Below are 21900 nucleotides of genomic sequence, written 5' to 3'. Positions count from 1 at the left end.
GTTAGGCCAATGAGCGAGGAAGCGGCCACCGTGGCGCACATCGACCTCGCGCTCGTCGACGACTGTCTCGAGCGCTTCTTCGTCGTGTCCTCGGCTCGTGCCGCGCGCTACGGCCGTCCGTCCGAGGAACTCTGGCGGGTGCTCCGCAAGGCGAGCCTGGGCGGCAAGCGCTTCCGGCCGCGCATGGTGCTGACCGCGTACCTCGGCCTCGGCGGGGACGACGTGCACGCTGCCGCGCACGTCGCCGCGGCCTACGAACTCCTGCACACCGCGCTGGTGGTGCACGACGACGTCATCGACCGTGACTGGGCGCGCCGCGGCCAGCCGAACGTCGCGGGCTCCTACCGCGACGCCGGCACCACCGGTGGGCTGCCGCTGCCGACCGCCGAGCACCGCGGGATGAGCGCCGCCGTGATCGCGGGCGACCTCGCACTCTCCGGCGCCCCTCGGTTCATCGAGTCCTCCGGCGTGACGGGCGAGCGTCGTGGGCGTCTGCTCGAACTGCTCGACGAAGCCGTGTTCGCCAGCGCCGCCGGTGAGATGACCGACGTCGACCTGGCCCTGGGCGTGATGCCGACGGTGGACGAGGTCCTGGCGATGGAACGGGCGAAGACGAGCGTGTACTCGTTCGAGGCACCGCTGCAGTCCGGTGCCGTGCTCGCCGGCGCGCCCGAGACCGTCGTCACCGCGCTCGGCGCCTTCGGCCGCGAGATCGGCATCGCCTACCAGATCGTCGACGACCTGCTCGGGGTGTTCGGCGACGAGACGACCACCGGCAAGAGCGTGCTGGGGGACCTGCGCGAGGGCAAGCGGACCATGCTCATCGCCTACGCGGCCACGACGGACTGCTGGCCGGACATCGCTCCCTACTTGGGTGACCCGGACCTGACCGAGGAACGTGCGGCCGAACTCCGTGCGACCCTGGTCACCTGCGGCGCCCGTGCCGCAGCCGAGTCCCGGATCGCCGACCACGTCGCACTCGCCCGTGCCGAGCTCTCCGGACTGCCGTACGACCTCGCCGACCGCCTGGAGGGCCTCGTGACCGAACTCGTGGAGCGCGCCCGGTGACGACCGACACCACCCGGACCGGCAGTGCGCCGTCCGGTCGGCTCCCCCTGTACGACGCCACGGCCGAGGCGGCGTCGAGCGTCGTCATCGACCGCTACTCGACGTCGTTCGGCCTGGCGAGCCGGCTCCTCGCCAAGGACACCCGCGAGCACATCCGCAACGTCTACGCGCTGGTGCGCGTCGCCGACGAGGTCGTCGACGGTCCCGCGACCGAGGCGGGGCTCGACCCCGACCTGGCACGGACGGTCCTCGACGAGCTCGAGGCCGACACCGAGCGCGCGATCGCCCTCGGCTTCTCGGTGAACCCGGTCGTGCACGCATTCGCCCGGAGTGCACGGGTCACGGGCTTCGGCGCGGAGCTCACCAAGCCGTTCTTCGCGTCGATGCGGATGGACCTGGAGCGCACCGAGCACGACGACGCCTCGTTCGCGGCGTACGTGTACGGCTCGGCCGAGGTGGTGGGGCTGATGTGCCTGCGTGCGTTCGTGTACCGCGCCGGCCGCCCGACCTTCGACCAGGCGGAGCTCGTCGCGGGAGCCCGTGCGCTCGGCGCCGCGTTCCAGAAGGTGAACTTCCTGCGCGACCTCCACGCCGACTTCGAGGTGCTCGGCCGCTCGTACTTCCCGGGGGTCGACATCCGCTCGTTCGACGAGGCCACGAAGCAGCGCCTGGTCGCCGACGTGCAGTCCGACCTCGACCACGCGGCCCGGACGATCCGGCTGCTGCCGGCCGACGCCCGGAACGCCGTCGGACTCGCGCACGCCCTGTTCCAGGAACTCAACGACCGCATCGCCCGCACACCGGCGACGCGCCTGGTGACGACGCGCGTGCGCGTCCCGAACCCGGTGAAGGCACGCCTGGCCGCACAGGTGCTCGCCGGACGCGCCCCCGTGCGGTCGAAGGTGGCCACCCCTCGGCCAGGAGGCACGCCATGACCCCGCCCCGCGCCTCCCGTCCGACGGCCGTCGCCGCCACCACCCGGCGCAAGGTGCCCGCCCGACGCGCCGTCGTGATCGGCGGCGGCATCAGCGGACTGGCGTCCGCGGCGCTGCTCGCGCGGGACGGCTTCGCCGTGACCGTACTCGAGCAGCGGTCGCAGCTCGGCGGCCGTGCCGGTTCGTGGGAGCGCGACGGCTTCCGGTTCGACACCGGGCCGTCGTGGTACCTCATGCCCGAGGTGTTCGACCACTTCTTCCAGCTGCTCGGCACCTCGGCCGACGCCGAACTCGACCTCGTGAAACTCGACCCCGGGTACCGCGTCTACAGCGAGGGCAACGACGAACCGATCGACCTGCGCGCCGACGCCGAGGCGAACATCGCGCTGTTCGAGTCCGTCGAGCCCGGAGCCGGCAAGCGGATCCGGAAGTACCTCGCCTCGGCCGAGGACACCTACGCGATGGCGATCCGCCGGTTCCTGTACACGACGTTCCAGGACCTCACGAAGCTCGCCGCCCCCGACGTGCTCCGTCGCCTGCCGAAGCTCGCCCGGCTCCTGCTGCAGCCACTGTCGTCCCGCGCTGCCTCGGCGGTCAAGGACCGGCGGCTCTGGCAGATCCTGGGCTACCCCGCGGTCTTCCTGGGCACGAGCCCGTACGCCGCACCGAGCATGTACCACCTGATGAGCCACCTCGACCTCGCCGACGGAGTGCTCTACCCGAAGGGCGGCATCACCGAGGTGATCGCCGCGGTCGAGCGGGTTGCCCGTGCCGAGGGCGCGAAGATCATCGCCGGTGCGAAGGTCGAACGGATCGTCGTCGAGGACGGCGTCGCCACCGGGGTCGTGCACCGCGACCGCGACGGCGTGCAGCACACCGCCCCGGCCGACCTGGTCGTGAGCGCCGCCGACCTGCAGCACACCGAGATGCAGCTGCTCGACCGCGAGCACCGCACCCACGGCGCCGAGCACTGGAAGATCCGCGACCCCGGGCCGAGCGCCGTGCTCGTCTACCTCGGCATCGACGGACCGACGCCCGGCCTGCTGCACCACACCCTGGTGTTCACCGAGGACTGGAAGGCGAACTTCGGCGCGATCTTCGGCAAGGACCGGCACGTCCCCGACCCCGCGTCGATCTACGTCTGCGCGCCGTCGGAGACCGACCCGTCCGTCGCGCCCCGCGGCTCGAGCAACCTCTTCATCCTGGTGCCCCTGCCCGCCGACCTGTCCATCGGCAAGGGCGGGATCGACGGTGCCGGCGACTGGGAGGTCGAGCAGATCGCCGACCGCGCCATCGACGTCGTCGCCGAGCGTTCGGGCGTCCCCGACCTGCGGGACCGCATCCGGGTCCGCCGGACGATCGGACCGCGCGACTTCGCCGACGACCTCAACGCGTGGAACGGGTCGATGCTCGGCCCCGCGCACACGCTCAAGCAGAGTGCGTTCTTCCGCGAGAAGAACGCGTCGGCCAAGGTCGAGGGCCTGTACTACGCCGGGGCGTCCACGATCCCGGGCATCGGTCTGCCGATGTGCCTGATCAGCGCCGAGGTCCTGCTCAAGCGGATCCACGGTGACACGAGCACCGAACCGCTGCCGACGCCGCTCGGCACCCCGCGGAACCAGGCCGGCACCGCCTGATGCCGGGGCTGTACCTCGCCGGCCTGGTCGTGTCGCTGATCGGCATGACCGTGCTCGACGCCCGCTTCCGGCTGTTCTTCTGGCGGGCGCCGTGGCGTGCGGCTGCGGTGATGGTCGTCGGCGTCGCGTTCTTCATGGTGTGGGACGTCGCCGGGGTCGCGTACGGCATCTTCTTCATCGGCCCGCAGCACCTGCTGACCGGGGTGCTCCTCGCCCCCGAGGTCCCGCTCGAGGAGCTCTTCTTCCTGCTGCTGCTCTGCTACTCGACGATGGACCTGGTCGGCTTCGTCCGACCCGTCGTGCAGCGGTCGCTCGGACGGCGGCGCCCGTGACCGGCTCCGGCGCCTACGCCCTCCTGGCCCTGCCGTTCTTCGCCGTCGTGGCGGTGGTGGCGGTCGTCGCCGGCATCGTGGCCGCGCGCCGTGCCCGATCGGCGGGACGCGCACCGGGGCCCGGCCGCCGGGTCGCACTGGTCACGTCGCTCGTCGCCGGGATCGCGCTGCTCGTGATGACGATCGTGTTCGACAACGTCATCGTGACCCTGCGCATCGTCGCCTACGACCCCTCGCTCATCAGCGGGGGGAAGATCGGGGCGATCCCGGTCGAGGACCTCGCCTACGCGATGGCGGCGATCGTGCTGCTGCCGAGCCTGTGGGTCCTGTTCGACCGGACGGGCCCGCGCGACCCGGCCGCCGCGCGCCCCGCGCCCGACCCGACCACCGCACCACCGGAGGACACCCCGTGAACGCCAGCACCGCCTCCAGGCCGTCGACCCTGCGAGCACTGTTCGTCTCGTCGCGTCCGATCAGCTGGGTGAACACCGCCTACCCGTTCGGGGCCGCGTACCTGCTCGGCAGCGGGGTCGGCGTCAGCGTTGACGACAGCGGCGGCGGCGGGTTCTCGCTCGTCGCGTTCCTGGTCGGCGTCGTGTACTTCCTGGTGCCCTACAACCTGGCGATGTACGGCATCAACGACGTCTTCGACTACGAGTCCGACCTGCGCAACCCGCGCAAGGGCGGCGTCGAGGGGGCGCTGCTCGACAAGAGCGTCCACCGCACCACGCTCTGGGCCGTCGTCGCCACGAACGTGCCGTTCCTGGTCGCGCTCGTCGTGCTCGGGGCGGTGAGCGGGAACGGGCCGTGGTCGTGGCTCGTCCTCGCGATCAGCGTCTTCGCCGTCATCGCGTACTCGGCGCCGGGGCTGCGGTTCAAGGAGAAGCCGTTCCTCGACTCCCTGACCTCGTCGACGCACTTCGTGTCGCCCGCGATCTACGGCCTCGCCCTCGCCGGCCCGCACTGGACCGGTGAGCTCGTCGCCGTCTGCATCGCGTTCTTCCTGTGGGGGGTCGCCTCGCACGCGTTCGGCGCCGTGCAGGACGTCCTGGCCGACCGGGCCGGCGGCATCGGGTCCGTCGCGACCGTGATCGGTGCGCGGGCGACCGTGCGACTCGCGTTCGTCGCGTACGTGGTCGCAGGTGTCGCGCTGCTGTTCTCGGCGTTCCCGGGGCCGATCGCCGCCGTCGTCGTGATCCCGTACGCGCTCAACGTGCTGCCGTGGTGGAACATCACGGACCAGGGCGCCGAGGCCGCGAACGCCGGGTGGAAGCGGTTCCTCTGGATCAACTACCTGGCGGGGTTCATCGTGACGATGGCGCTCATCGCCTACGCCTTCACGCACTGAGCGCCCGGGTCGCGCTGGTCGCGGTCGGGCTCCGTCGGCGTCCCGTCGAGGTTCCGAAATCTCGGCATCTCGACGTCGCCCGGCGCGATCCGTGGAACCTCGGCGCCGCGCACGCGGCATGTCGTGGAACCTCGGCGCCCGAACCTCGGCGCCCACCGCCCGCAGCACTGACAGACTGGACGGACGCGTCACGGGAGTCGTGACGCGGCAGCCACGAAGGAGTGCACGCATGACGGTCCGGATCATCCACGTCGGTCTCGGAGGGTGGGGCGGCAACTGGGCCCGCACCGCCATCCCAGAGGTCTCCGAAGTGGAGGTGGTCGGGATCGTCGACCCGGTGCCGGCGACGCTGACCGCCGTGCAGCAGGACCTCGGGCTGCCCGCGTCCGCCGCGTTCGCGTCCCTCACCGAGGCGCTCGCCGGGGTCGAGGCCGACGCCGTCGTCATCACCGCCCCCGCCGTCACCCACGTGCCGCTCGCGCTCGAGGCCCTGGACGCCGGCAAGCACGTCCTGGTCGAGAAGCCCTTCGCCAACACCACGGACGAGGCCGTCGCCGCCGTGCGCCGTGCCGAGGAGCTCGGTCTCGTGCTGCAGGTCAGCCAGAACTACCGCTGGTACCCGGCACCGCGCGCCGTGCAGGACCTGCTCGCTGCGAACACCGTGGGCGAGCTCTCCGCGATCAACGTCGACTTCCGGCAGTGGGACAACGACCTGGCGTTCGAGGAACACCCGCACTACAAGTTCCCCCACGCCATGATCAACGACATGGCCATCCACCACTTCGACCTGCTGCGGATGGTCACCGGGCAGGAGGCCGTCCGGGTCTTCGCCAAGGCGACCTTCCCGTCGTACAGCAAGTACCAGGACGAAGCCATCGCCTCGATGCTCATCGAGCTCGATGGTGGGCTGGTCGTCAGCTACCGCGGCAGCTGGCTGAGCCGCGGCCCCCGCACGGCGTGGGCCGGCGAGTGGAGCATCCAGGGCGAGGACGGCGAACTCTGGTTCACCAGCCGCGACGGAGCGCCGAACGCGGTCGACGGCGACGTGGTCACCCTCCGCCGCACCCAGGACGACGAGGCCGAGCCCGTCGAGCTGCCCGCGCTCGAGCACACCGACCGCCAGGGCGGGCTGCAGGCCTTCGCCCGTTCGGTCGAGGGCGGTCCGGCACCGGCGACGAGCGGCCGCGACAACCTGCGCAGCCTCGCACTCATGGAGGCAGCTGGTCGTTCGGCTGCCAGCGGCCAGCCCGAGGACGTCGTCGTCCCGTCCTGAACGCCGTGACCGACGGACGGGAGGCCCGTGGCGGGCCCGCCACGGGCCTCCCGTCCGCCCTGGGGCCACGCCCACTGCCGCGGGCGCGACGCCGCCCGGGTGGCCGCGCCGCGGCCATCTGGGCGCGCCCCCGGCCCGGCCGTGTAGAAACTGGGGAATGGCCAAGGACAGTCTCCCCGAGCTCGAACTCGCGAACGTCCGCACGCGTGAGCGCATGACCGACACCGTCACCGAGCTCAAGCGCCGTGCGAACCTCCCGGCGCGGGCACGGCTCGCAGCCGCGAAGACCCGCCAGCGCTGGCACCGTGACCCGACCCCGCTCGTCGCGATGGGCATCACCGGGCTGACCGGTGTCGCGGCGATCGTCCTCGGCATCGCGCTGCGCAACCGCCCCGCCGGGCACCTGGCGACACCGCCGGCGAGTTCGGCGTTCACCGCGCTGCTGCCGTTCGGCGCGCGCGGCGACGGCCCCTCGGCCAAGGAGCAGGCGCAGTCCGGCCGCAAGGGTCGGAAGGCCCGGGCGAAGGCCGCCGAGCAGGCGCTGGACCGCGACCCGGCCCACAAGGCCCGCGTGAAGCAGCAGACCGGCATCGCCGCGGTCCAGCGACGGGCGAACAAGAACCGCAAGGCCGCCGTGAAGCGGTCGAAGCAGGCCCTGAAGGCGCGGGGGTAGTCCGATGGCGCAGGAGCAGCAGAAGCCGGACCCGGACGACTCCCGGAAGCCGGACAGCCCCACCGACCTCACGAAGCCCACGCTCGTCTACACGCTGAAGAAGACGCTGCGCGAGTTCACCGGCGACCAGTGCACCGACCTCGCGGCGAGCCTGACCTACTACACGGTGCTCGCGCTCTTCCCCGGACTGTTGGCGATCGTCTCGATCCTGGGCCTCGTGTCCGACCCGCAGAAGACCATCGACTCCCTGCTGACGATCATCGGCAACGTCGGGTCGCAGAGCGTCGTCGACCTGCTGAGGGACCCGATCGAGGGTCTCGTCCGGTCGCCCGCCGCCGGTATCACGTTCGTGGTCGGCATCGTCGGCGCGATCTGGTCGGCGTCCGGGTACGTCGGCGCCTTCGGCCGGGCGATGAACCGGATCTACAACGTCCGCGAGGGCCGACCGATCTGGAAGCTCCGCCCGACCATGCTCGGCGTGACGGTGTTCACCGTCGTCATGCTCGTCGTCGGCCTGCTCGTGCTCGTCTCGGGCCCGCTCGCCCGGAGCTTCGGCGACGTCATCGGACTCGGCGACGCCGCCGCGACGGTCCTGCTGATCGTCCAGTGGCCGATCCTGCTCGTCGTCGCGATCATCGTCGTCGCGGTGCTCTACTACTGGGCGCCGAACGTCAAGCAGCCGAAGTTCCGGTGGGTGAGCGGTGGGTCGATCCTGGCGATCCTCATCCTGATCATCGCGAGCGTCGGCTTCGGGTTCTACGTCGCCAACTTCTCGAACTACAACGCCACGTACGGCTCCCTCGGTGGGGTCATCGTGTTCCTGCTGTGGCTCTGGATCACGAACAACGCGCTGCTGTTCGGTGCCGAGTTCGACGCCGAGCTCGAGCGCGGCCGGCAGCTGCAGGCGGGCATCCGGGCGGAGGAGGACATCCAGCTCCCCGAGCGCGACACCCGCCAGATCGAGAAGCAGGACGAGAAGCGCGCGCAGGACGTCCTCGAGGGCATCAGGATCCGGCAGGGCGCCGACGGCGACTGACACCCGAGGCGTTCCTCCGGACGGAGGCGCTACGGTGCGACCGTGCCCGCCTTCCTCGACGGGCTGCCGTTCTGGCAGCTCGTCCTCGCGCTCTTCGTGATCGTGTTCTGCCGTGCGCAGGCCACGTACTGGGTCGCGCGTCTCGCGGTGACGGGTGCCTCGCGCTCCCGCTGGGGCGGCTGGCTGCACTCGCCGGCGGTCCGCCGCGGCTCAGTGCTCCTCGAACGCTGGGGCCTGCCGGTGGTGACGGTGAGCTTCGTGGTGGTCGGGCTGCAGACGGTGATGAACGCCGCCGCCGGGCTCGCCCGCGTGGCGTGGTGGCGGTACACGATCGCGATGGTGCCGGGGTGCGTCGCGTGGGCCTTCCTCTACGCCACCGTCGGGCTCGCGGTGTTCTGGGCGGTCGTCGCCGCGCTGGCCGGCTCGCCGTGGGGCATCGCAGCGGTGGCCGTCCTGGTCGGCGCGATGGTCGTCGCGGTGACGGTTCTCCACAGATCCCGGACGCGGACGGGAGGCCCGGCCCGGCTTCCGTAGGCTGGCCCACGTGACGACAGAACAGCTCCAGAACCGTCCGGTCGCCCTGGTGACCGGTGCCACCCGCGGCATCGGCCGCGCGATCGCGACCGACCTCGGTCGCACCCACCACGTGTTCGTCGGCGGGCGGAACGCCGAGGCAGTGGACGCCCTCGTCGCCGAGCTGCCGAGCGCCGTGCCGTTCGTCGGTGACCTCGGCGCGGGGGACCTGCCGCCGCTGCCCGACCGGCTCGACGTGCTCGTGCACTCCGCCGGCGTCGAACAGGGCACGACCATCGCCGACACCCCGCGTGTGGTGTGGGAGCAGGTCTTCGCCACGAACCTGTTCGCGGTCGCCGAGCTCACCCGGGTGGCGCTGCCGGCACTCCGGGCGGCTCGGGGCATCGTCGTGCCGATCAACAGCGGCTCGGGCTTCCACTCCGGCCCCGGCGGTGGTGTGTACGCGGCGTCGAAGTTCGCACTGCGGGCCTTCGCCGACGCCCTGCGCGAAGAAGAGCGGGCGAACGGCGTCCGGGTCTCGAGCGTGCACCCGGGCCGGACGGACTCGGACATGCAGCGGGCGCTGACCGAGAAGCTCGGCGAGGACTACGACACCGCGTACTACCTGGCGCCGGAGGACGTGGCCGCCGCCGTCCGGACGGTCGTCGACCTGCCGGAGCGCGGCACCGTCGAGTCGCTCGCGATCCGACCGACCCGACGGCGCTGACAGCGGGCTACGACAGCTCGATGCGCGCGTCGAGCTCGAGTCGGTCGAGGAACGTCTCGTCGTGGCTGACCACGACGAGCGCGCCGCGGTAGGCCCGCAGCGCGTCGACGAGCTGGTCGACGCTCGTCAGGTCGAGGTCGTTCGTCGGCTCGTCGAGCACCAGCAACTGCGGCGGCGGGTCGGCCAGCACCAGGCTCGCCAACGCCACCCGGAAGCGCTCCCCGCCGGACAGCGCCCCGGCGAGCCGGTCGACGGTGTCGCCGCGCACCAGGAACTTCGCGAGGCGGTTCCGCACCTCGGCGACGGCGACGTGCGGGGCGTCCCGTCGCACGTTGTCGAGCACCGTGGCGGAGTCGTCGAGGGTGTCCTTCCGCTGCGGCAGGTACGCGATCCGCTCGACGTGGGCGACGGCACCGGTGTCGGGGAGCGGGTGCTCCCGGGCCTCCGGCGCACCGACGAGCTGTTCGAGCAGGGTGGACTTGCCGACGCCGTTGTCCCCGGTGACGGCGATCCGCTCCGGCCCCTGCACGATCACGTCCCGCCCGCGAACCGTGACGGTCGCGATCTGCCGTGACGCCGGCACGTCCGGGTCGGGCAGGGTCACGTGGATGGACTCGTCGTCGCGCAGCCGGAGCTGTGCCTCCCGCTTCGTCTCGAGGGCAGCGGCCTCGTCGTCCGCGTACCCGACGCGCAGTCGGCCGGCGGTCTGCTCGCCCTTCTTCCGCAGCTCGTTCGCGTAGCCCTTCGGCATGTTCTCGACGGCCTTCACCCCGGCGCGCGCTCGCCGGGCGATCTTCGTCTCGGCCTCGATGCGCTGCCGCTTCTCGGTGCGGTGTCGCTGTTCGGCGACCCGGACCTCACGTTCGACGGCCGCCTGCTGCACGGCCACGTGCTCCTCGAACGCACTGAACGTCCCGCCGAACACGGTCATCGCACCGGCGCGGAGCTCGCAAGTCTCGTCGACGTGCTCGAGGAGCTCCCGGTCGTGACTGACCACCACGAGGGTGCCGCGCCAGTCGTCGACCAGGTCGAGCAGGAGCCCTCGTGCCCGACGGTCGAGGTTGTTCGTCGGCTCGTCGAGGAACGCGATCGGACGGCCACGCAACCGCACCCCGGCGACGGCGACGAGCACGGACTGCCCGCCCGACAGCGTCGACACCGGGCGTTCCAGGTCGGCGCCGTCGAGTCCGACGCTCGCGATCGCTGCGGCGGCCCGTTCCTCGAGGTCCCAGTCGTCGCCGACCGCCTCGAAGTGCTCGGGCGACGCGTCACCGGACAGCACGGCCCGGAGCGCGGTGAGCGTCGACCGGATGCCGAGCAGGTCGGCGACGGCGTCGTCGGTCCCGGTTGCCAGGCGCTGCGGCAGGTGGTCGACGGGGCCGGACGTCGAGATGGTGCCCGACGTGGGGTGGAGTCGGCCGGTCGCGAGCCGGACCAGCGTGGACTTGCCGGCCCCGTTCCTCCCGACCAGGCCGGTACGGCCACGCCCGAAGGCGGCGGTGAGGTGGTCGAGGGCGACGGTGCCGTCGGGCCAGGCGAAGGTGACGTCGTGCAGGACGACGGATGGACTGCTGGGCATGGGGATGCCTCCCGGTGTCGATGCTGGGCGCACGACACCGAACCCACCGCTGTGCGGTGGAGCGCCCGACGGGGGCGCGCGATCACGGTGTCAGCGCGTGGGCTGAGCAGAACCGGTGATCGACAGCAATCCGTCTTCTTCCGTCGGGGACCCCCGTGTCCGCCATCCGTGCCGCCGGTCGGTCTCCCGCCCCGGGGGCCTCGTGATGACGACGAGGTGCCTCCCACGGTAATCCCGGCCACGGGGACGCGCAAGGGATGACAGGCTGGGGGCATGCCGGAGAACCTGTTGCCGAACCCGTCGACGAACCCCGAGACCCTGCTCCCCGCCGAACCCGAGGTGACCGCGGCACTCGCCGCCGACGCCCCCGTCGCCAGCGTGGTGGTGTCGCACCCGTCGTCGAGCCTGGCGTGGGCCCTGCTCGCCGACGAGGCCTGGGAGCGTGGCGCGGCGCTCGAGTCGTACGCCTACGCCCGCGTCGGGTACCACCGCGGGCTCGACGCCCTGCGCAAGGCCGGCTGGCGCGGTGCCGGTCCGGTGCCGTGGGCGCACGAGCCGAACCGGGGCGTGCTCCGCGCGCTGTTCGCGCTGCGCCGTGCGGCCGAGGCGATCGACGAGCCCGGCGAGCCCGAGCGCCTGACCGACTTCCTGAACGCGAGCGACCCCGAGGCCCTGCGCGCCCTGTCCGCCGACGCGTAGCGCGGCGCGAAACGACGAAACCAGGTTCCGGACACGGAACCACGCCGATGCGCGGTGCTGTGTCCGGAACCTGGTTCCGGAAGACCCGACCCCGCCGCTACGCCAGCGCCACGCTCCAACTGAACGCCTGCGGCCAGAGCTGGTGCTCCGGCAGCACGTCGAGGCCGCACGCCCGGCTGCCGAGCCCGTGCTGTGCCGCGTCGAGGTACAGGTACAGGTGGTCCGACGTCGGCAGCTCGTACGGGTGCTCGGCGCGGTCGATCTGCTGCGCGGTCCACGGCGACAGGGTGAAGCCCGCACGGTGCGACCCCACGGTCGACACCGTGAACGGCCCGACGGACAACGAGCGCAGCGCAGGCCGGTGCCCGGTCTCCTGCGGCCGCGAGTACTCGACCCCGAGCGACCGCACCGGAGCGGTGAACCGACCGACCCGGGCAGCGTGCGACGAGTCGGCGTACGACTCGAGCGGTCCGGTGCCGAACCACGTGGCCGTCTCGTCGGCCAACCCGGCCGGCAGGTCGAACCGCACCCCGATCCGCGGCCAGGTGACGTCCCACGCCCCGAGCGGCACCGCGTCGGTCTGCAGCACCAGCCCGTCGGACGTCAGGGTCCAGCGGTGCGTGACCTCGAGGCCCCAGCCGCTGTTCGCCGCCGCCACCCGCACCCGCTGTTCCAGGCCGGAGTCGGTCCGTGCCACCGACACCAGGCGGTGGGTCAGCCGGTCCAGTCCACGGTCCCGCCAGCGCGAGGCCGACGGGGGAGCGTCCGGGTCACCGACACCGTGCGTCAGCACCGGGTCCGCCGTCTCGTAGCCGCCCTGCGACGCCAGCCGGTCGTTGTCGGTCGGGGCGCGCCAGAGCTCCAGGCGGGGTCCTGCGACCTCGTGTCCCTTCCAGGACACCAGGTCGCCGCGGTCCGAGAAGGTCCCGTCGCCGAGACGGTCGCCGTCCCACCCCTGCCGGGAGGCCCGTGGTGCGTCCGCCACACGGCTCGCGACGAGCCGCTGGGTGCGTGCGACGACGTGGCCGGTGTCCGCCCACGCGGTCGGGCCCGCCAGTTCGGCGGTCAGGTCGAGCCAGAGTTCGTCGCCGGGTGCGAGTTCGGCGGTGGCCGAGTCGAGCACCTCGGACGGCACCGGGACGGTCGCCGACTCGCGGGCGGCCACCACGCCGGCGGCGAACCGACCGGAGGCCTCGACGACGCCGTTCCGCGACAGGGTCCAGCAGAACCGCAGCCCGGCGGTCGAGGCCGAGTGGTACCGGTTCTCGACCAGGATCGTGGTGTCCGACACCGCCAGGCGGATCGGGGCGACGACGGCCGCGAACTCGGCCAGCCCGGGCGTCGGGGAGTCGTCGGGCAGCACCAGGCCGTCCATCACGAAGTTGCCGTCGTGCACGACCTCGTGGAAGTCGCCGCCGTAGGCGTAGTAGTCCTGGCCGGACGCCGTCTGCGCCAGGAGCCCGTGGTCGCGCCACTCCCACACGAACCCGCCGTGCAGGCGCGGGTACCGGTCGACCAGGGCCTCGTACTCGGCGATCTGGCCGGGGCCGTTGCCCATGGCGTGCACGTACTCGCAGTGGATGAACGGCTTCGAGCGCTGCCGTGCGGCCTCGGCCGGGCCGCAGCCGAGCAGGGGCGTCGGGGTGCCGCCACCGATGGACTCGGTCTCCTGCAGCGACGGGTACATCCGCGAGTACACGTCGGTGTACTCGCCCGTGTAGTCGCCCTCGTAGTGGACGGGCCGCTCGGCGTCGCGGTCGTGCACCCACTGCGACATCGCCGCCAGGTTCCGGCCGGTGCCGGACTCGTTGCCGAGCGACCACATCACGATGGACGGGTGGTTCTTGTCCCGCTCGACGGTCCGTGCGACGCGGTCGAGGTAGGCGTCCGCCCAGGCCGGGTCATCGGAGGGGTTGCCGACCCAGCCGGTGAAGATGAACCCGTGGGTCTCGAGGTCGGTCTCGAGGATCACCCAGAAGCCGAGCTCGTCGGCGAGGTCCAGCACGCGGGGGTGCGGCGGGTAGTGCGAGGTGCGGATCGCGTTGACGTTGTTGCGCTTCATGAGCGCCATGTCCGCGCGGGCGTGCTCCTCGTCGAAGACGCGGCCGCGGACGGGGTGGGTCTCGTGCCGGTTCACGCCGTGGAACACCACACGCTCGCCGTTCACCAGGAACCGGTCGCCCTCGATCGACACGGTGCGGAAACCGAGCCGGAGCGACACGGTCTCGCCACCGGTGGCACCGCCGGCGTCCGTGCCGGTCGACGCCGTCGCGTCGTAGAGCTTCGGCAGTTCCGCGCTCCACGGCTCGACGCCCTCGACCTCGATCGGCGCGACCTCGTCGGCCGTCGTCCACGTCACGTCGACGCCCAGGTCGGGCACCGCGAACCGCACCGGGAATCCAGCGTCCAGCGTCGGGAACGTGATCGTCCCGCTGCCGGTCGCCGGGCGTCCGGACGCAGCCGTCCCGGCCGTCGCGACACTGCCCAACGTGGGCGCCCAGGAAGCCCTGACGAACACGTCGTCGATCGGCGCCGTCGGACGGGCGAGCAGCGTGACGTCGCGGAAGATCCCCGGCAGCCACCACTGGTCCTGGTCCTCGAGGTACGAGGCCGCCGACCACTGGTGCACCCGCACGGCCAGGTCGTTCGACCCCGGACGGAGCAGCTGCGTGACGTCGAACTCGGTCGCCAGGCGAGACCCGGTCGACCAGCCCACGAGCGTGCCGTTCAGCCACACCCGGAAGTGCGACTCGACCCCGTCGAACCGCAGCAGCACCCGACCGGCGGCCGCGAACGACGCCGGCAGCTCGAACGTCCGCCGGTGATCGCCGGTGGGGTTCTCGTCCGGCGGGTGCGGCGGGTCGATCGGGAACGGGTACTGCAGGTTCGTGTAGCTCGGCGACCCGTGCCCGTGCAGCACCCAGTGCGACGGCACCGGGAGCTCGCCCCACGCGGGGTCGTCCTCCACGGCGGCGTCGGTGGCGAACGCGTCGGACACCGATGCGACCGGCGACCACCGGAAGCGCCAGTCGCCGTTCAGCGAGAGCGACGGTGCGTCGGTGTGGAGCGCGGCCCGCGGAGGGAGCCGTGATGCCGAACCCGGCGAGGTCGAGTGGAGGTCGTCGAGTGCGGAGTTGGTCAACCCTTGACCGATCCTTCCGTGAGGCCCCCGCGCCAGAAGCGCTGCAGGACGATGATGGCGATGACGAGCGGGATGACCGAGACGAGCACCCCGCCGGTGGTGAGCTGGTAGAACTCCGGCAGGCGGTCGACCTGCGAGCGCCAGTTGTTCAACCCCAGTGTGATCGGGTACAGCTTCTGGTCTGCCAGCATGATGAGCGGCAGGAAGAAGTTGTTCCAGATGCCGACGACCTGGAACAGGAACACGGTCACCAGGGCCGGGGTCATCTGCCGGAGCACCACGGTGTGGAAGATCCGGAGCTCGCTGGCACCGTCGATACGTGCCTGTTCGAGGAGCGTGGTGTCCACCGACGCCGCTGCGTACACCCGGCACAGGAACAGGCCGAACGGGGAGACGAGGCTCGGGATGAGCACGCTCCAGTACGTGTCGGTCAGGCCGAGGGTCGAGAACAGCAGGAACAGCGGCAGCGCCGTCGCGGTCCCCGGCACGAGCACGCCGCCGAGGATCGTGCCGAACACGAACTGCCGACCCTTGAAGTCGTACTTCGCCAGCGCGTACCCGCCGGCCGCGGCGAAGTAGGTCGCCAGGACCGCACCGACGCCGGAGTACAGGATGCTGTTCGCGATCCACCGGACGAAGATGCCGCCGTCGTACGTGAACACCTGCTGCAGGTTGCTCCACAGTGCGAACTCGCCGCCGAACCAGAACCCGTTCGTCGAGAACAGCGCCCCGGTGGTCTTCGTCGCGGCGATGACGACCCAGTACAGCGGGACGAGGAAGTACAGCGCGACGATGACGAGGATGCCCGTCACGACGATCTGCGAGCGGGGAGACCGGTCGAGCTTGCGGCGCTGGTGCGCCGAGATCGACGTGGTGTCCACGGGGACGGCGGTCTTCGCCGTGGCCGGCGCTTCGATGGCTTCGCTGGTCATGCGTCCGCCCCCTTCGTTCCGTTCTGCAGACCGGACCTGGCCTGGAGGCCCGGTGCGGCTTGGGAGGTACCCGTGCTGCCCGCCGCGGCGCGCGTCTGGAGCGCGGTGCGGGCCTCCAGGCCGTCACGCTTGGCGCGCTTGCGCCGGTCGCGTTCGTCCTTCGGCGCGCGGTTCGTCAACGCGAGGAACGCGAACGACAGGATGAACGCGGCCAGCGCGATGATGACCGCCTGCGCACTCGCGACGCCGTACTCGTTGAACGCGAACGCGTTCGTGTACGCGGCGTAGTTCGGCGTGTACTCGGTGTCGATCGCCGGGGCGACCGTGGACAGGATCTGCGGCTCCGCGAAGAGCTGCAGCGTCCCGATGATCGAGAACACCGTCGTGAGCACCAGGGCCGGGGCGATGAGCGGGATCTGGATCCGCCATGCGACCTGGAACGGGCCGGCACCGTCCATCTTGGCGGCCTCGTAGACCTCGCCGGGGATCGACTTCAGCTGCGCCACGATGATGAGCATGTTGTAGCCCGTGTAGGTCCACGTGACGATGTTCGCGATCGACCACAGCACGCTGTTCGCGCCGAGGAAGTCCGGCTGCAGCCCCATCGACTGCAGCAGCGACACGATCGGCGACAGGCCGGGCACGTACAGGAACGACCACAGGATCGTCGCGATGACGCCGGGGACGCCGTACGGCATGAAGTAGATCGCGCGGAAGAAGCCCGGCCAGCGGGCGCTCGCCGACTCGAGCAGCAGCGCCAGGATCGTGCAGGCGATGATCATCACCGGGACCTGCACGATGCCGAAGAGCAGCATGCGGCCGATCGAGGCGACGAAGCCGGAGTCCTGCAGCGCGATCGCGTAGTTGTCGAAGCCGGCGAACTTGCCGACGACGCCGTCCTCGCCGAACAGGCCCTCACGGTCGACGGTCGTGAACGACTGGAACAGGGCGCTGATGATCGGGATGATGAACGTCAGCAGGAACAGGGCCAGGAACGGCGCGAGCAAGATCCACGGGGCACGCTTCTGCGCACTCGTGGCCTTCGTGCTCGTGCGGAAGGCGGGTCGCGTGCTGGTCTGCTGGCTCATCGTGCCGTCCTGACGCTGAGGCCCTTGTCCTTGAAGGACTGGACGATCTCCCGCTGCGCGAGTTCCACCGCGTCGGAGAGCTTGAGGCCGGAGGTGAGCTTGCGGCGGAACTGGTTCTGCAGACTCGTGAACGCCGACTGGGTCACGGGGGACCAGGACCAGTCGATGTTCTGCTCCTTCGAGGCCGGCACGAAGACGTCCTCGTTGTAGTTCTGGCCGGAGAACCACTTCGACGGCTGCTCACGCTGCTTGCCGATGTAGTCGACCGCGGGCGACCAGCCGATGCCGCAGTGCTTGATCATCGCGTCGATGCCCTCCTTCGAGGTGGTCATCCACGTGATGAACTCGAGCGCCTCCCTCGGGTGCTTCGCGTTCGCCAGGACCGCCGCCGTCGAACCGCCGATGGCGCTCGAGCCGAAGCCGTCGGCGCCCCACTTCTGCATCGGGGCGACCTTCCACTTGCCCTCGCCGCCCTGCACGGACTCGATCAGGGCGTCGCCCCAACTCGCGCTCGTGACCGCGGCGATCTTGCCGCTCGCGGCCGAGGCGTACCAGCCGGGGGAGTACGCACCGGCGCTCGTGTCGACGAGCTTGTCGTCGATGACCCCGTCGAAGAAGTCCGCGACCATCAGGGTCTTGTCGTCGGTCATGTCGACGACCCACTCGTCACCGTCGACCTTGAACCAGCGGGCGCCGGCCTGCTGTGCGTACGCGGCGAACGGTGACGCGTCCGAGACCGGGAACACCTCGAGGTAGTTCTGCTTGCCCGTCTTCCGGACCTTCTCGGCCAGGTCCCGCCACTCGTCCCACGTCGTCGGGGGTTCGCCGCCGGCCTGCTCGAGCAGGGCGGTCTGGTAGTAGAACCCCATGGGGCCGGTGTCCTGCGGGATGCCGTAGATGCCGTCGACGAAGGACACCTGCGCCCACGCCGCCTCGTCGTACTTCGACTCGAAGTCCTTCGCGCCGTAGCGGGCGAGGTCGACGAGACCGTTGGCGAGCATGAACTCGGGGATCTGCCGCAGCTCGACCTGACCGATGTCCGGACCGCCGCCGGCCGCCAGCGCGGAGTACATCTTCTGGTACCCCCCGCTGTTGCCACCGGGGATCCAGTTCGCCGACACCTGGATGTTCGGGTGCGTCTTGTTCCACACGTCGCAGACCTTCTGCAGGTCCTTCAACCAGGCCCAGTAGGTGAGCTGGACGGTCTCGCCCGACGCGGCGGCCGGCACGAGGGCGGCCTTGTTCACGTTGGTGGAACCGGGGACCGCGCAGCCGGCGAGCAGCCCTGCCGCCGCCGTGCCGATGCCGAAGCCCAGGAGTTGTCGTCTGGAGATGGGTCGTGGTCGTGGCGTCATTGCCGCACTCCGGTTCGTCGTCGATTCGGGGTCCAGGTCAGCCAACCACAAAACCGAGCGTCGTTGCAGATTCGCGCCTGGGTGTTCGCTCCCGACTGTGGACGCCCGGTGGCGGCGAGGTGGAGTGTGGTCGCACGTGAGAGCGCCGGAGCTCATCGGCTCCGGCAACCGTCCGAGAGGAGCTGCCATGACGTCGACCAACGCGACGAGCGAACTGCACCGGATCCTGGGAGAGCGACTGGAGGGCGGCGGCACCTGGGCCTGGGCCTACGCCGACGTCTCCGGCAACGTCGAGGATCCCCGACGACAGGCGGCGCTCAAGCTCCGCGGTGTCGAGGAGGGGCTCCGGGCACAGGGTGCGTCCGACGAGGTCGTCGACGCCGTCGCCACCGAGTTCGAGCAGGAGCCCGGCGTCCCCTCGCCCGTCACCCGGTACGTGCTCGTGCACGACGGCGAGGTCGTGCTGAGCGAGGTCCTGCCCGGGCCGCTGCACGGATCGGAGTCCGTCGGCGTCGGAGCCGTGCCGGACCTCGTGCCGCTCGTCGCCCACCGTCCCGTCGACCTCCCGTTCCTGGTGGTCCACGCCGGCAAGGAGGGCGGGGCCTTCCGTGCCTACCGCCTCGGGCACGCCCCGGTCGCGGCCGACGCGTCCGAGCAGCAGGTGGCGGGCCGGAACGACACCCTGCACTACGCCAAGGCCGGCACCGGGTGGAAGCAGCCGCACTGGCAGCAGCACACCGAGGAGATCTGGAAGCAGAACTCGTCGGAGACCGCTGCCGCCGTCGACGAGGCCGTTCGGACGATCCGCCCCGGACTCGTCGTCGTCGCCGGTGACGTCACCGCCCGCGAGCTGCTGGTGAAGGCACTCTCGTCCGAGACCCGTGCACTCGTCTCGGTGTTCCCGGGCGACCCGCGAGCCGACGCCGGCTCGAAGCAGGCGTTCGTCGAGCACGTCGAGACCGCACTCGCCCGCGTCGTCGCCACCCGCCGCCACGACCTCGAGGACTCGCTCCGCACGCACGTCGGCCGTGGCGACAACCAGGTCGTCACCGGCCTCGGACCCGTCGTCGAGGCGCTGCAGCAGGCCCAGGGCGCGACCGTCGCGCTCGACGCCGTGGCCATCGGTGACCGGACACTGCTCGCGCTCGCCGGGGCGCCGTGGGTCGCCACCGCACCGGAGCAGGCCGCGGGGACGCCCGTCATCGGGGCGGTGCCGGCGGTGTGCGCGCTCGTGCGGGCCGCGGTGCTGACCGACGCCGAGCTCGTGCTCGTCAACGCCGCGTCGCTGCCCGGTGGCGCTCCCGCCGCCGCGCTGCTCCGCTGGCCGGTGGGTCCGGTCGTCCCCGCCTAGCGAGCCGCGCGCGTACCTTATCGAAACGGGCGTACCTGGTCAGTTCTTTCGACCAGGTACGCCCGTTCCTACAGTGCATCGCGCGGGTCAGTCGTGCGACCGGTCCGCGCGCGGGACCAGCGGCAGGGCCAGCAGCGGCAGCACGGCCACGATGCCGAACGACGCCGCGAACCCGAGCGCCGTCACCAACGCGCCGATGCCCGGGCCGACGGCGCTCGCCGCGATGAACTGCCCGGTGTTCTGCGTGCCGAGGGCGCGACCGGACCAGAACGGCCCGGCCGCCTCGGCGACCGACGTGTAGGCCAGCCCGTTGTCCGCCACGGTGACGCTCGTCGCGATCACCAGGAACACGGCGCCGGCGGCCAGGTGCGTGACGTCGACCAGCGCGAGCAGCCCCATCACGACGGCGGCACTCACGACGACGATCCGCAGCGGTCCGACGCGTGAGCCGGCCCGGTCGCTCCACACCCCGACCAGGATCCGCCCGATCGCCCCGACGAACTGCGACGCCCCGACGAGCAGCCCTGCCGCGGCCGTCGACCAGCCCAGCCCGACGAGCCACACCAGCCCGTAGGTCGACAGGGTGAACTGCGGCACCACGAGCAGGATCGACACCGCGTGGATCCGCCAGAGGAACCCGCTCGCCCGGTACGGGTTCGCCGTCGCGTCGGCCGGTGCCGTGTGCCGGGCCGGTCGCGGCGGGTTCTGGATGCCGACGGCGCAGAGCGCCGCGAGCACGGCGCAGAGGACGATCGGCAGGACGAGGGCCGCGCGGATCCCGGACCCCTCGGCGAGCTGCGGCACCGTGACGGCCGCGAGCGTCACCCCGAGCGGCTGCGACATCTGCCGGATGCCCATCGCGAGCCCGCGCCGCTCCTTCGGGAACCACCCCACGACGACCCGGCCGCTCGCGGCGTTCGTCGACGCGCTCGTCATGCCGCCCAGCAGGAAGGCCAGCCCGAGCAGGACCGGGTCGCCCGCGGCGAACCATGCCCCGACCACCGCGAGGGTCGTCAGCACGAGTCCGCCGGCGATCACGATCCGTTCGCCGATCCGGTCGGTGATCGCGCCCCAGGCGATGAGCGTCAGGACCATGCCGAACGTCGGTGCAGCGGCGAGGACGCCCGCCACGGTCAGGGACGTGCCGTTCGCGTGCAGGTACGGGATGAGCAGAGCGGGAGCCGTCACCACCAGGGTCCCGGCGGCCTGCGCGGCGACCCCGAGCGCGAGCATCGTCCACGCTCGGCGGCCGATCGTGGTGGGCGTCCGGGGTGCGGCGGTCGCGGTCATCGTGGTGGCTCGCATCGTTTCATGTCGGAAGCAATTGGTATACCACAACGGTATACCATTCCGACGGTGTCCCCGCTAGAGTTGTTGGCCGTGACCGACACGACCGATGCAACCCCGGTGTCGCAGACGGCCCAGCTCTACGACAACCTGCGTGCCGCGATCCTGACGCTCGACATCGCGCCGGGCGAGCGCATCTCGGAGCGCGGTCTCGAAGCGCGGTTCCACGCCTCGCGGACCCCCGTCCGTGCCGCACTGTCGCGGCTCGAGCGCGAGGGCCTCATCCTGCACGAGGGGCGCTCGTGGACGGTCACCCCGATCGACCTCGACGAGATCGCCTCGCTCGCCGAACTCCGGGGCGTGCTCGAACCCGCCGCCACCCGACTCGCGGTCGAGCGGGCGAGCGCCGAGCAGCTCGCCGAGGTCCGCGGGCACCTCGACGCCCTGCGCCCGACGCCCGACCAGCAAGCGGGCATCCGGATGGGCTCGACGTTCCACCTCGACCTGGCGGCGCTCGGCGGCAACCGGTTCATCACCGACGCGATCGCCGATGCCCTGACCCGTCTCGAGCGCACCCGGTGGATCGAGGTGCGCACGCCCGAGGCCCGCGACGCCGCGTGGGACGAGCACAGCGCCATCATCGACGCCGTGCGCGACGGCGACGCCGACCGTGCGGCCGGGCTCGTCGCAGCGCACGTCGCCGGGACGAACGACCGGTTGCTCGGCTGGATCGCACAGGAGCGCCGCCGACTGCGCGGCGCGGGCATGACGATCGTCGGGGCCACCGAGCGCTGACGCGAACCGCGTGACCTGACGGAACACGAACCGCGGGGCCCGGCGTGACACCCGGCGCGTGACCCGGTCCGCCGTGACGCGAGCAGCGCCCTGGACGCGACCGCCCCCGGAGACGCGACCCGACAGCAGC

At 71.6% G+C, this 21900-nt stretch carries 19 protein-coding genes and 1 pseudogene; 14 read left to right on the top strand and 6 right to left on the bottom strand.

The annotated features are described in order from the left end of the window. The first annotated feature begins 9 nt into the window (after positions 1–9). The 11 genes from ACIPV1_RS13715 to ACIPV1_RS13665 all read left to right on the top strand — a co-directional run bounded on the left by ACIPV1_RS13715 (position 10) and on the right by ACIPV1_RS13665 (position 9542). Positions 10–1068, top strand: a complete 1059-nt coding sequence (locus tag ACIPV1_RS13715) for a polyprenyl synthetase family protein (protein WP_111085415.1) — start codon at positions 10–12, stop codon at positions 1066–1068. Beyond that, positions 1065–2003, top strand: coding sequence for a phytoene/squalene synthase family protein (locus tag ACIPV1_RS13710; RefSeq protein WP_402726636.1), 939 nt, complete (start codon positions 1065–1067; stop codon positions 2001–2003). The genes ACIPV1_RS13715 and ACIPV1_RS13710 overlap by 4 nt, the downstream gene beginning before the upstream one ends. After that, positions 2000–3640 (top strand): phytoene desaturase family protein, encoded by a 1641-nt coding sequence (gene crtI, locus ACIPV1_RS13705; RefSeq protein ID WP_402726635.1) that lies wholly within the window; start codon positions 2000–2002, stop codon positions 3638–3640. Before ACIPV1_RS13710 ends, crtI begins: the two co-directional genes overlap by 4 nt. Next, on the top strand, positions 3640–3972 hold the full coding sequence (locus ACIPV1_RS13700) for a lycopene cyclase domain-containing protein (RefSeq protein ID WP_111085416.1): 333 nt from the start codon (positions 3640–3642) through the stop codon (positions 3970–3972). The genes crtI and ACIPV1_RS13700 overlap by 1 nt, the downstream gene beginning before the upstream one ends. After that, complete coding sequence (locus tag ACIPV1_RS13695; RefSeq protein ID WP_402726634.1) at positions 3969–4385, top strand: lycopene cyclase domain-containing protein; 417 nt, start codon at positions 3969–3971, stop codon at positions 4383–4385. The genes ACIPV1_RS13700 and ACIPV1_RS13695 overlap by 4 nt, the downstream gene beginning before the upstream one ends. Further along, on the top strand, positions 4382–5320 hold the full coding sequence (locus ACIPV1_RS13690; RefSeq protein WP_402726633.1) for a prenyltransferase: 939 nt from the start codon (positions 4382–4384) through the stop codon (positions 5318–5320). The genes ACIPV1_RS13695 and ACIPV1_RS13690 overlap by 4 nt, the downstream gene beginning before the upstream one ends. A gap of 229 nt (positions 5321–5549) precedes the next feature. Further along, positions 5550–6593 (top strand): Gfo/Idh/MocA family protein, encoded by a 1044-nt coding sequence (locus ACIPV1_RS13685; protein ID WP_402726632.1) that lies wholly within the window; start codon positions 5550–5552, stop codon positions 6591–6593. Between the two features lie 157 nt (positions 6594–6750). Next, on the top strand, positions 6751–7266 hold the full coding sequence (locus ACIPV1_RS13680) for a hypothetical protein (RefSeq protein WP_123293498.1): 516 nt from the start codon (positions 6751–6753) through the stop codon (positions 7264–7266). A 4-nt stretch (positions 7267–7270) separates the two neighbouring features. Then, a complete protein-coding gene (locus ACIPV1_RS13675) occupies positions 7271–8302 on the top strand; it encodes a YihY/virulence factor BrkB family protein (protein WP_131922154.1) in 1032 nt (343 codons plus the stop codon). 42 nt (positions 8303–8344) lie between these two features. Further along, complete coding sequence (locus ACIPV1_RS13670) at positions 8345–8836, top strand: DedA family protein (protein WP_402726631.1); 492 nt, start codon at positions 8345–8347, stop codon at positions 8834–8836. Between the two features lie 10 nt (positions 8837–8846). Next, positions 8847–9542: an SDR family oxidoreductase gene (locus tag ACIPV1_RS13665; RefSeq protein WP_402726630.1), complete on the top strand. Its 696-nt coding sequence runs from the start codon at positions 8847–8849 to the stop codon at positions 9540–9542. A 7-nt stretch (positions 9543–9549) separates the two neighbouring features. Here ACIPV1_RS13665 and ACIPV1_RS13660 read toward each other — a convergent pair whose 3' ends face one another. Further along, on the bottom strand, positions 9550–11121 hold the full coding sequence (locus ACIPV1_RS13660; RefSeq protein WP_402726629.1) for an ABC-F family ATP-binding cassette domain-containing protein: 1572 nt from the start codon (positions 11119–11121) through the stop codon (positions 9550–9552). Positions 11122–11394: 273 nt separating this feature from the next. On the opposite strand from ACIPV1_RS13660, the gene ACIPV1_RS13655 reads away from it, so the two are divergent. Next, positions 11395–11820 (top strand): DUF3151 domain-containing protein, encoded by a 426-nt coding sequence (locus ACIPV1_RS13655; RefSeq protein WP_131881275.1) that lies wholly within the window; start codon positions 11395–11397, stop codon positions 11818–11820. Positions 11821–11917: 97 nt separating this feature from the next. Here the strand turns inward: ACIPV1_RS13655 and ACIPV1_RS13650 are convergent, their stop codons facing one another. The 4 genes and pseudogenes from ACIPV1_RS13650 to ACIPV1_RS13635 form a co-directional block, all read right to left on the bottom strand. After that, positions 11918–14962 (bottom strand): glycoside hydrolase family 2 TIM barrel-domain containing protein, encoded by a 3045-nt coding sequence (locus ACIPV1_RS13650; RefSeq protein ID WP_402726628.1) that lies wholly within the window; start codon positions 14960–14962, stop codon positions 11918–11920. Then, positions 14959–15894, bottom strand: coding sequence for a carbohydrate ABC transporter permease (locus ACIPV1_RS13645; RefSeq protein ID WP_111085425.1), 936 nt, complete (start codon positions 15892–15894; stop codon positions 14959–14961). The genes ACIPV1_RS13650 and ACIPV1_RS13645 overlap by 4 nt, the downstream gene beginning before the upstream one ends. A 167-nt stretch (positions 15895–16061) precedes the next feature. Beyond that, positions 16062–16982, bottom strand: a pseudogene (locus ACIPV1_RS13640) (carbohydrate ABC transporter permease); the annotation flags it as partial. Further along, entirely contained in the window at positions 16979–18337 is a 1359-nt protein-coding gene (locus ACIPV1_RS13635; RefSeq protein ID WP_123293506.1) for a sugar ABC transporter substrate-binding protein, read from the bottom strand. The gene ACIPV1_RS13635 and the pseudogene ACIPV1_RS13640, both read right to left, overlap by 4 nt. A gap of 187 nt (positions 18338–18524) precedes the next feature. On the opposite strand from ACIPV1_RS13635, the gene ACIPV1_RS13630 reads away from it, so the two are divergent. Next, entirely contained in the window at positions 18525–19688 is a 1164-nt protein-coding gene (locus ACIPV1_RS13630) for a hypothetical protein (RefSeq protein WP_123293507.1), read from the top strand. 87 nt (positions 19689–19775) lie between these two features. On the opposite strand, the gene ACIPV1_RS13625 is transcribed toward ACIPV1_RS13630, so the two are convergent. Then, a complete protein-coding gene (locus ACIPV1_RS13625; RefSeq protein ID WP_402726627.1) occupies positions 19776–20978 on the bottom strand; it encodes an MFS transporter in 1203 nt (400 codons plus the stop codon). 90 nt (positions 20979–21068) lie between these two features. Between ACIPV1_RS13625 and ACIPV1_RS13620 the strand changes: the two genes are divergently transcribed. Continuing rightward, the gene (locus ACIPV1_RS13620) at positions 21069–21770 is read left to right on the top strand and encodes a GntR family transcriptional regulator (protein WP_235035805.1); all 702 of its coding nucleotides are present in this window, start codon (positions 21069–21071) and stop codon (positions 21768–21770) included. Positions 21771–21900: the final 130 nt, after the last annotated feature.

Origin of the sequence: Curtobacterium sp. NPDC089991 (genome assembly GCF_044748425.1) — a bacterium.
Lineage (GTDB): Bacteria > Actinomycetota > Actinomycetes > Actinomycetales > Microbacteriaceae > Curtobacterium.
Note: the sequence above shows the minus strand (reverse complement) of the source record. Positions and strands in the feature narration are given on the sequence as shown.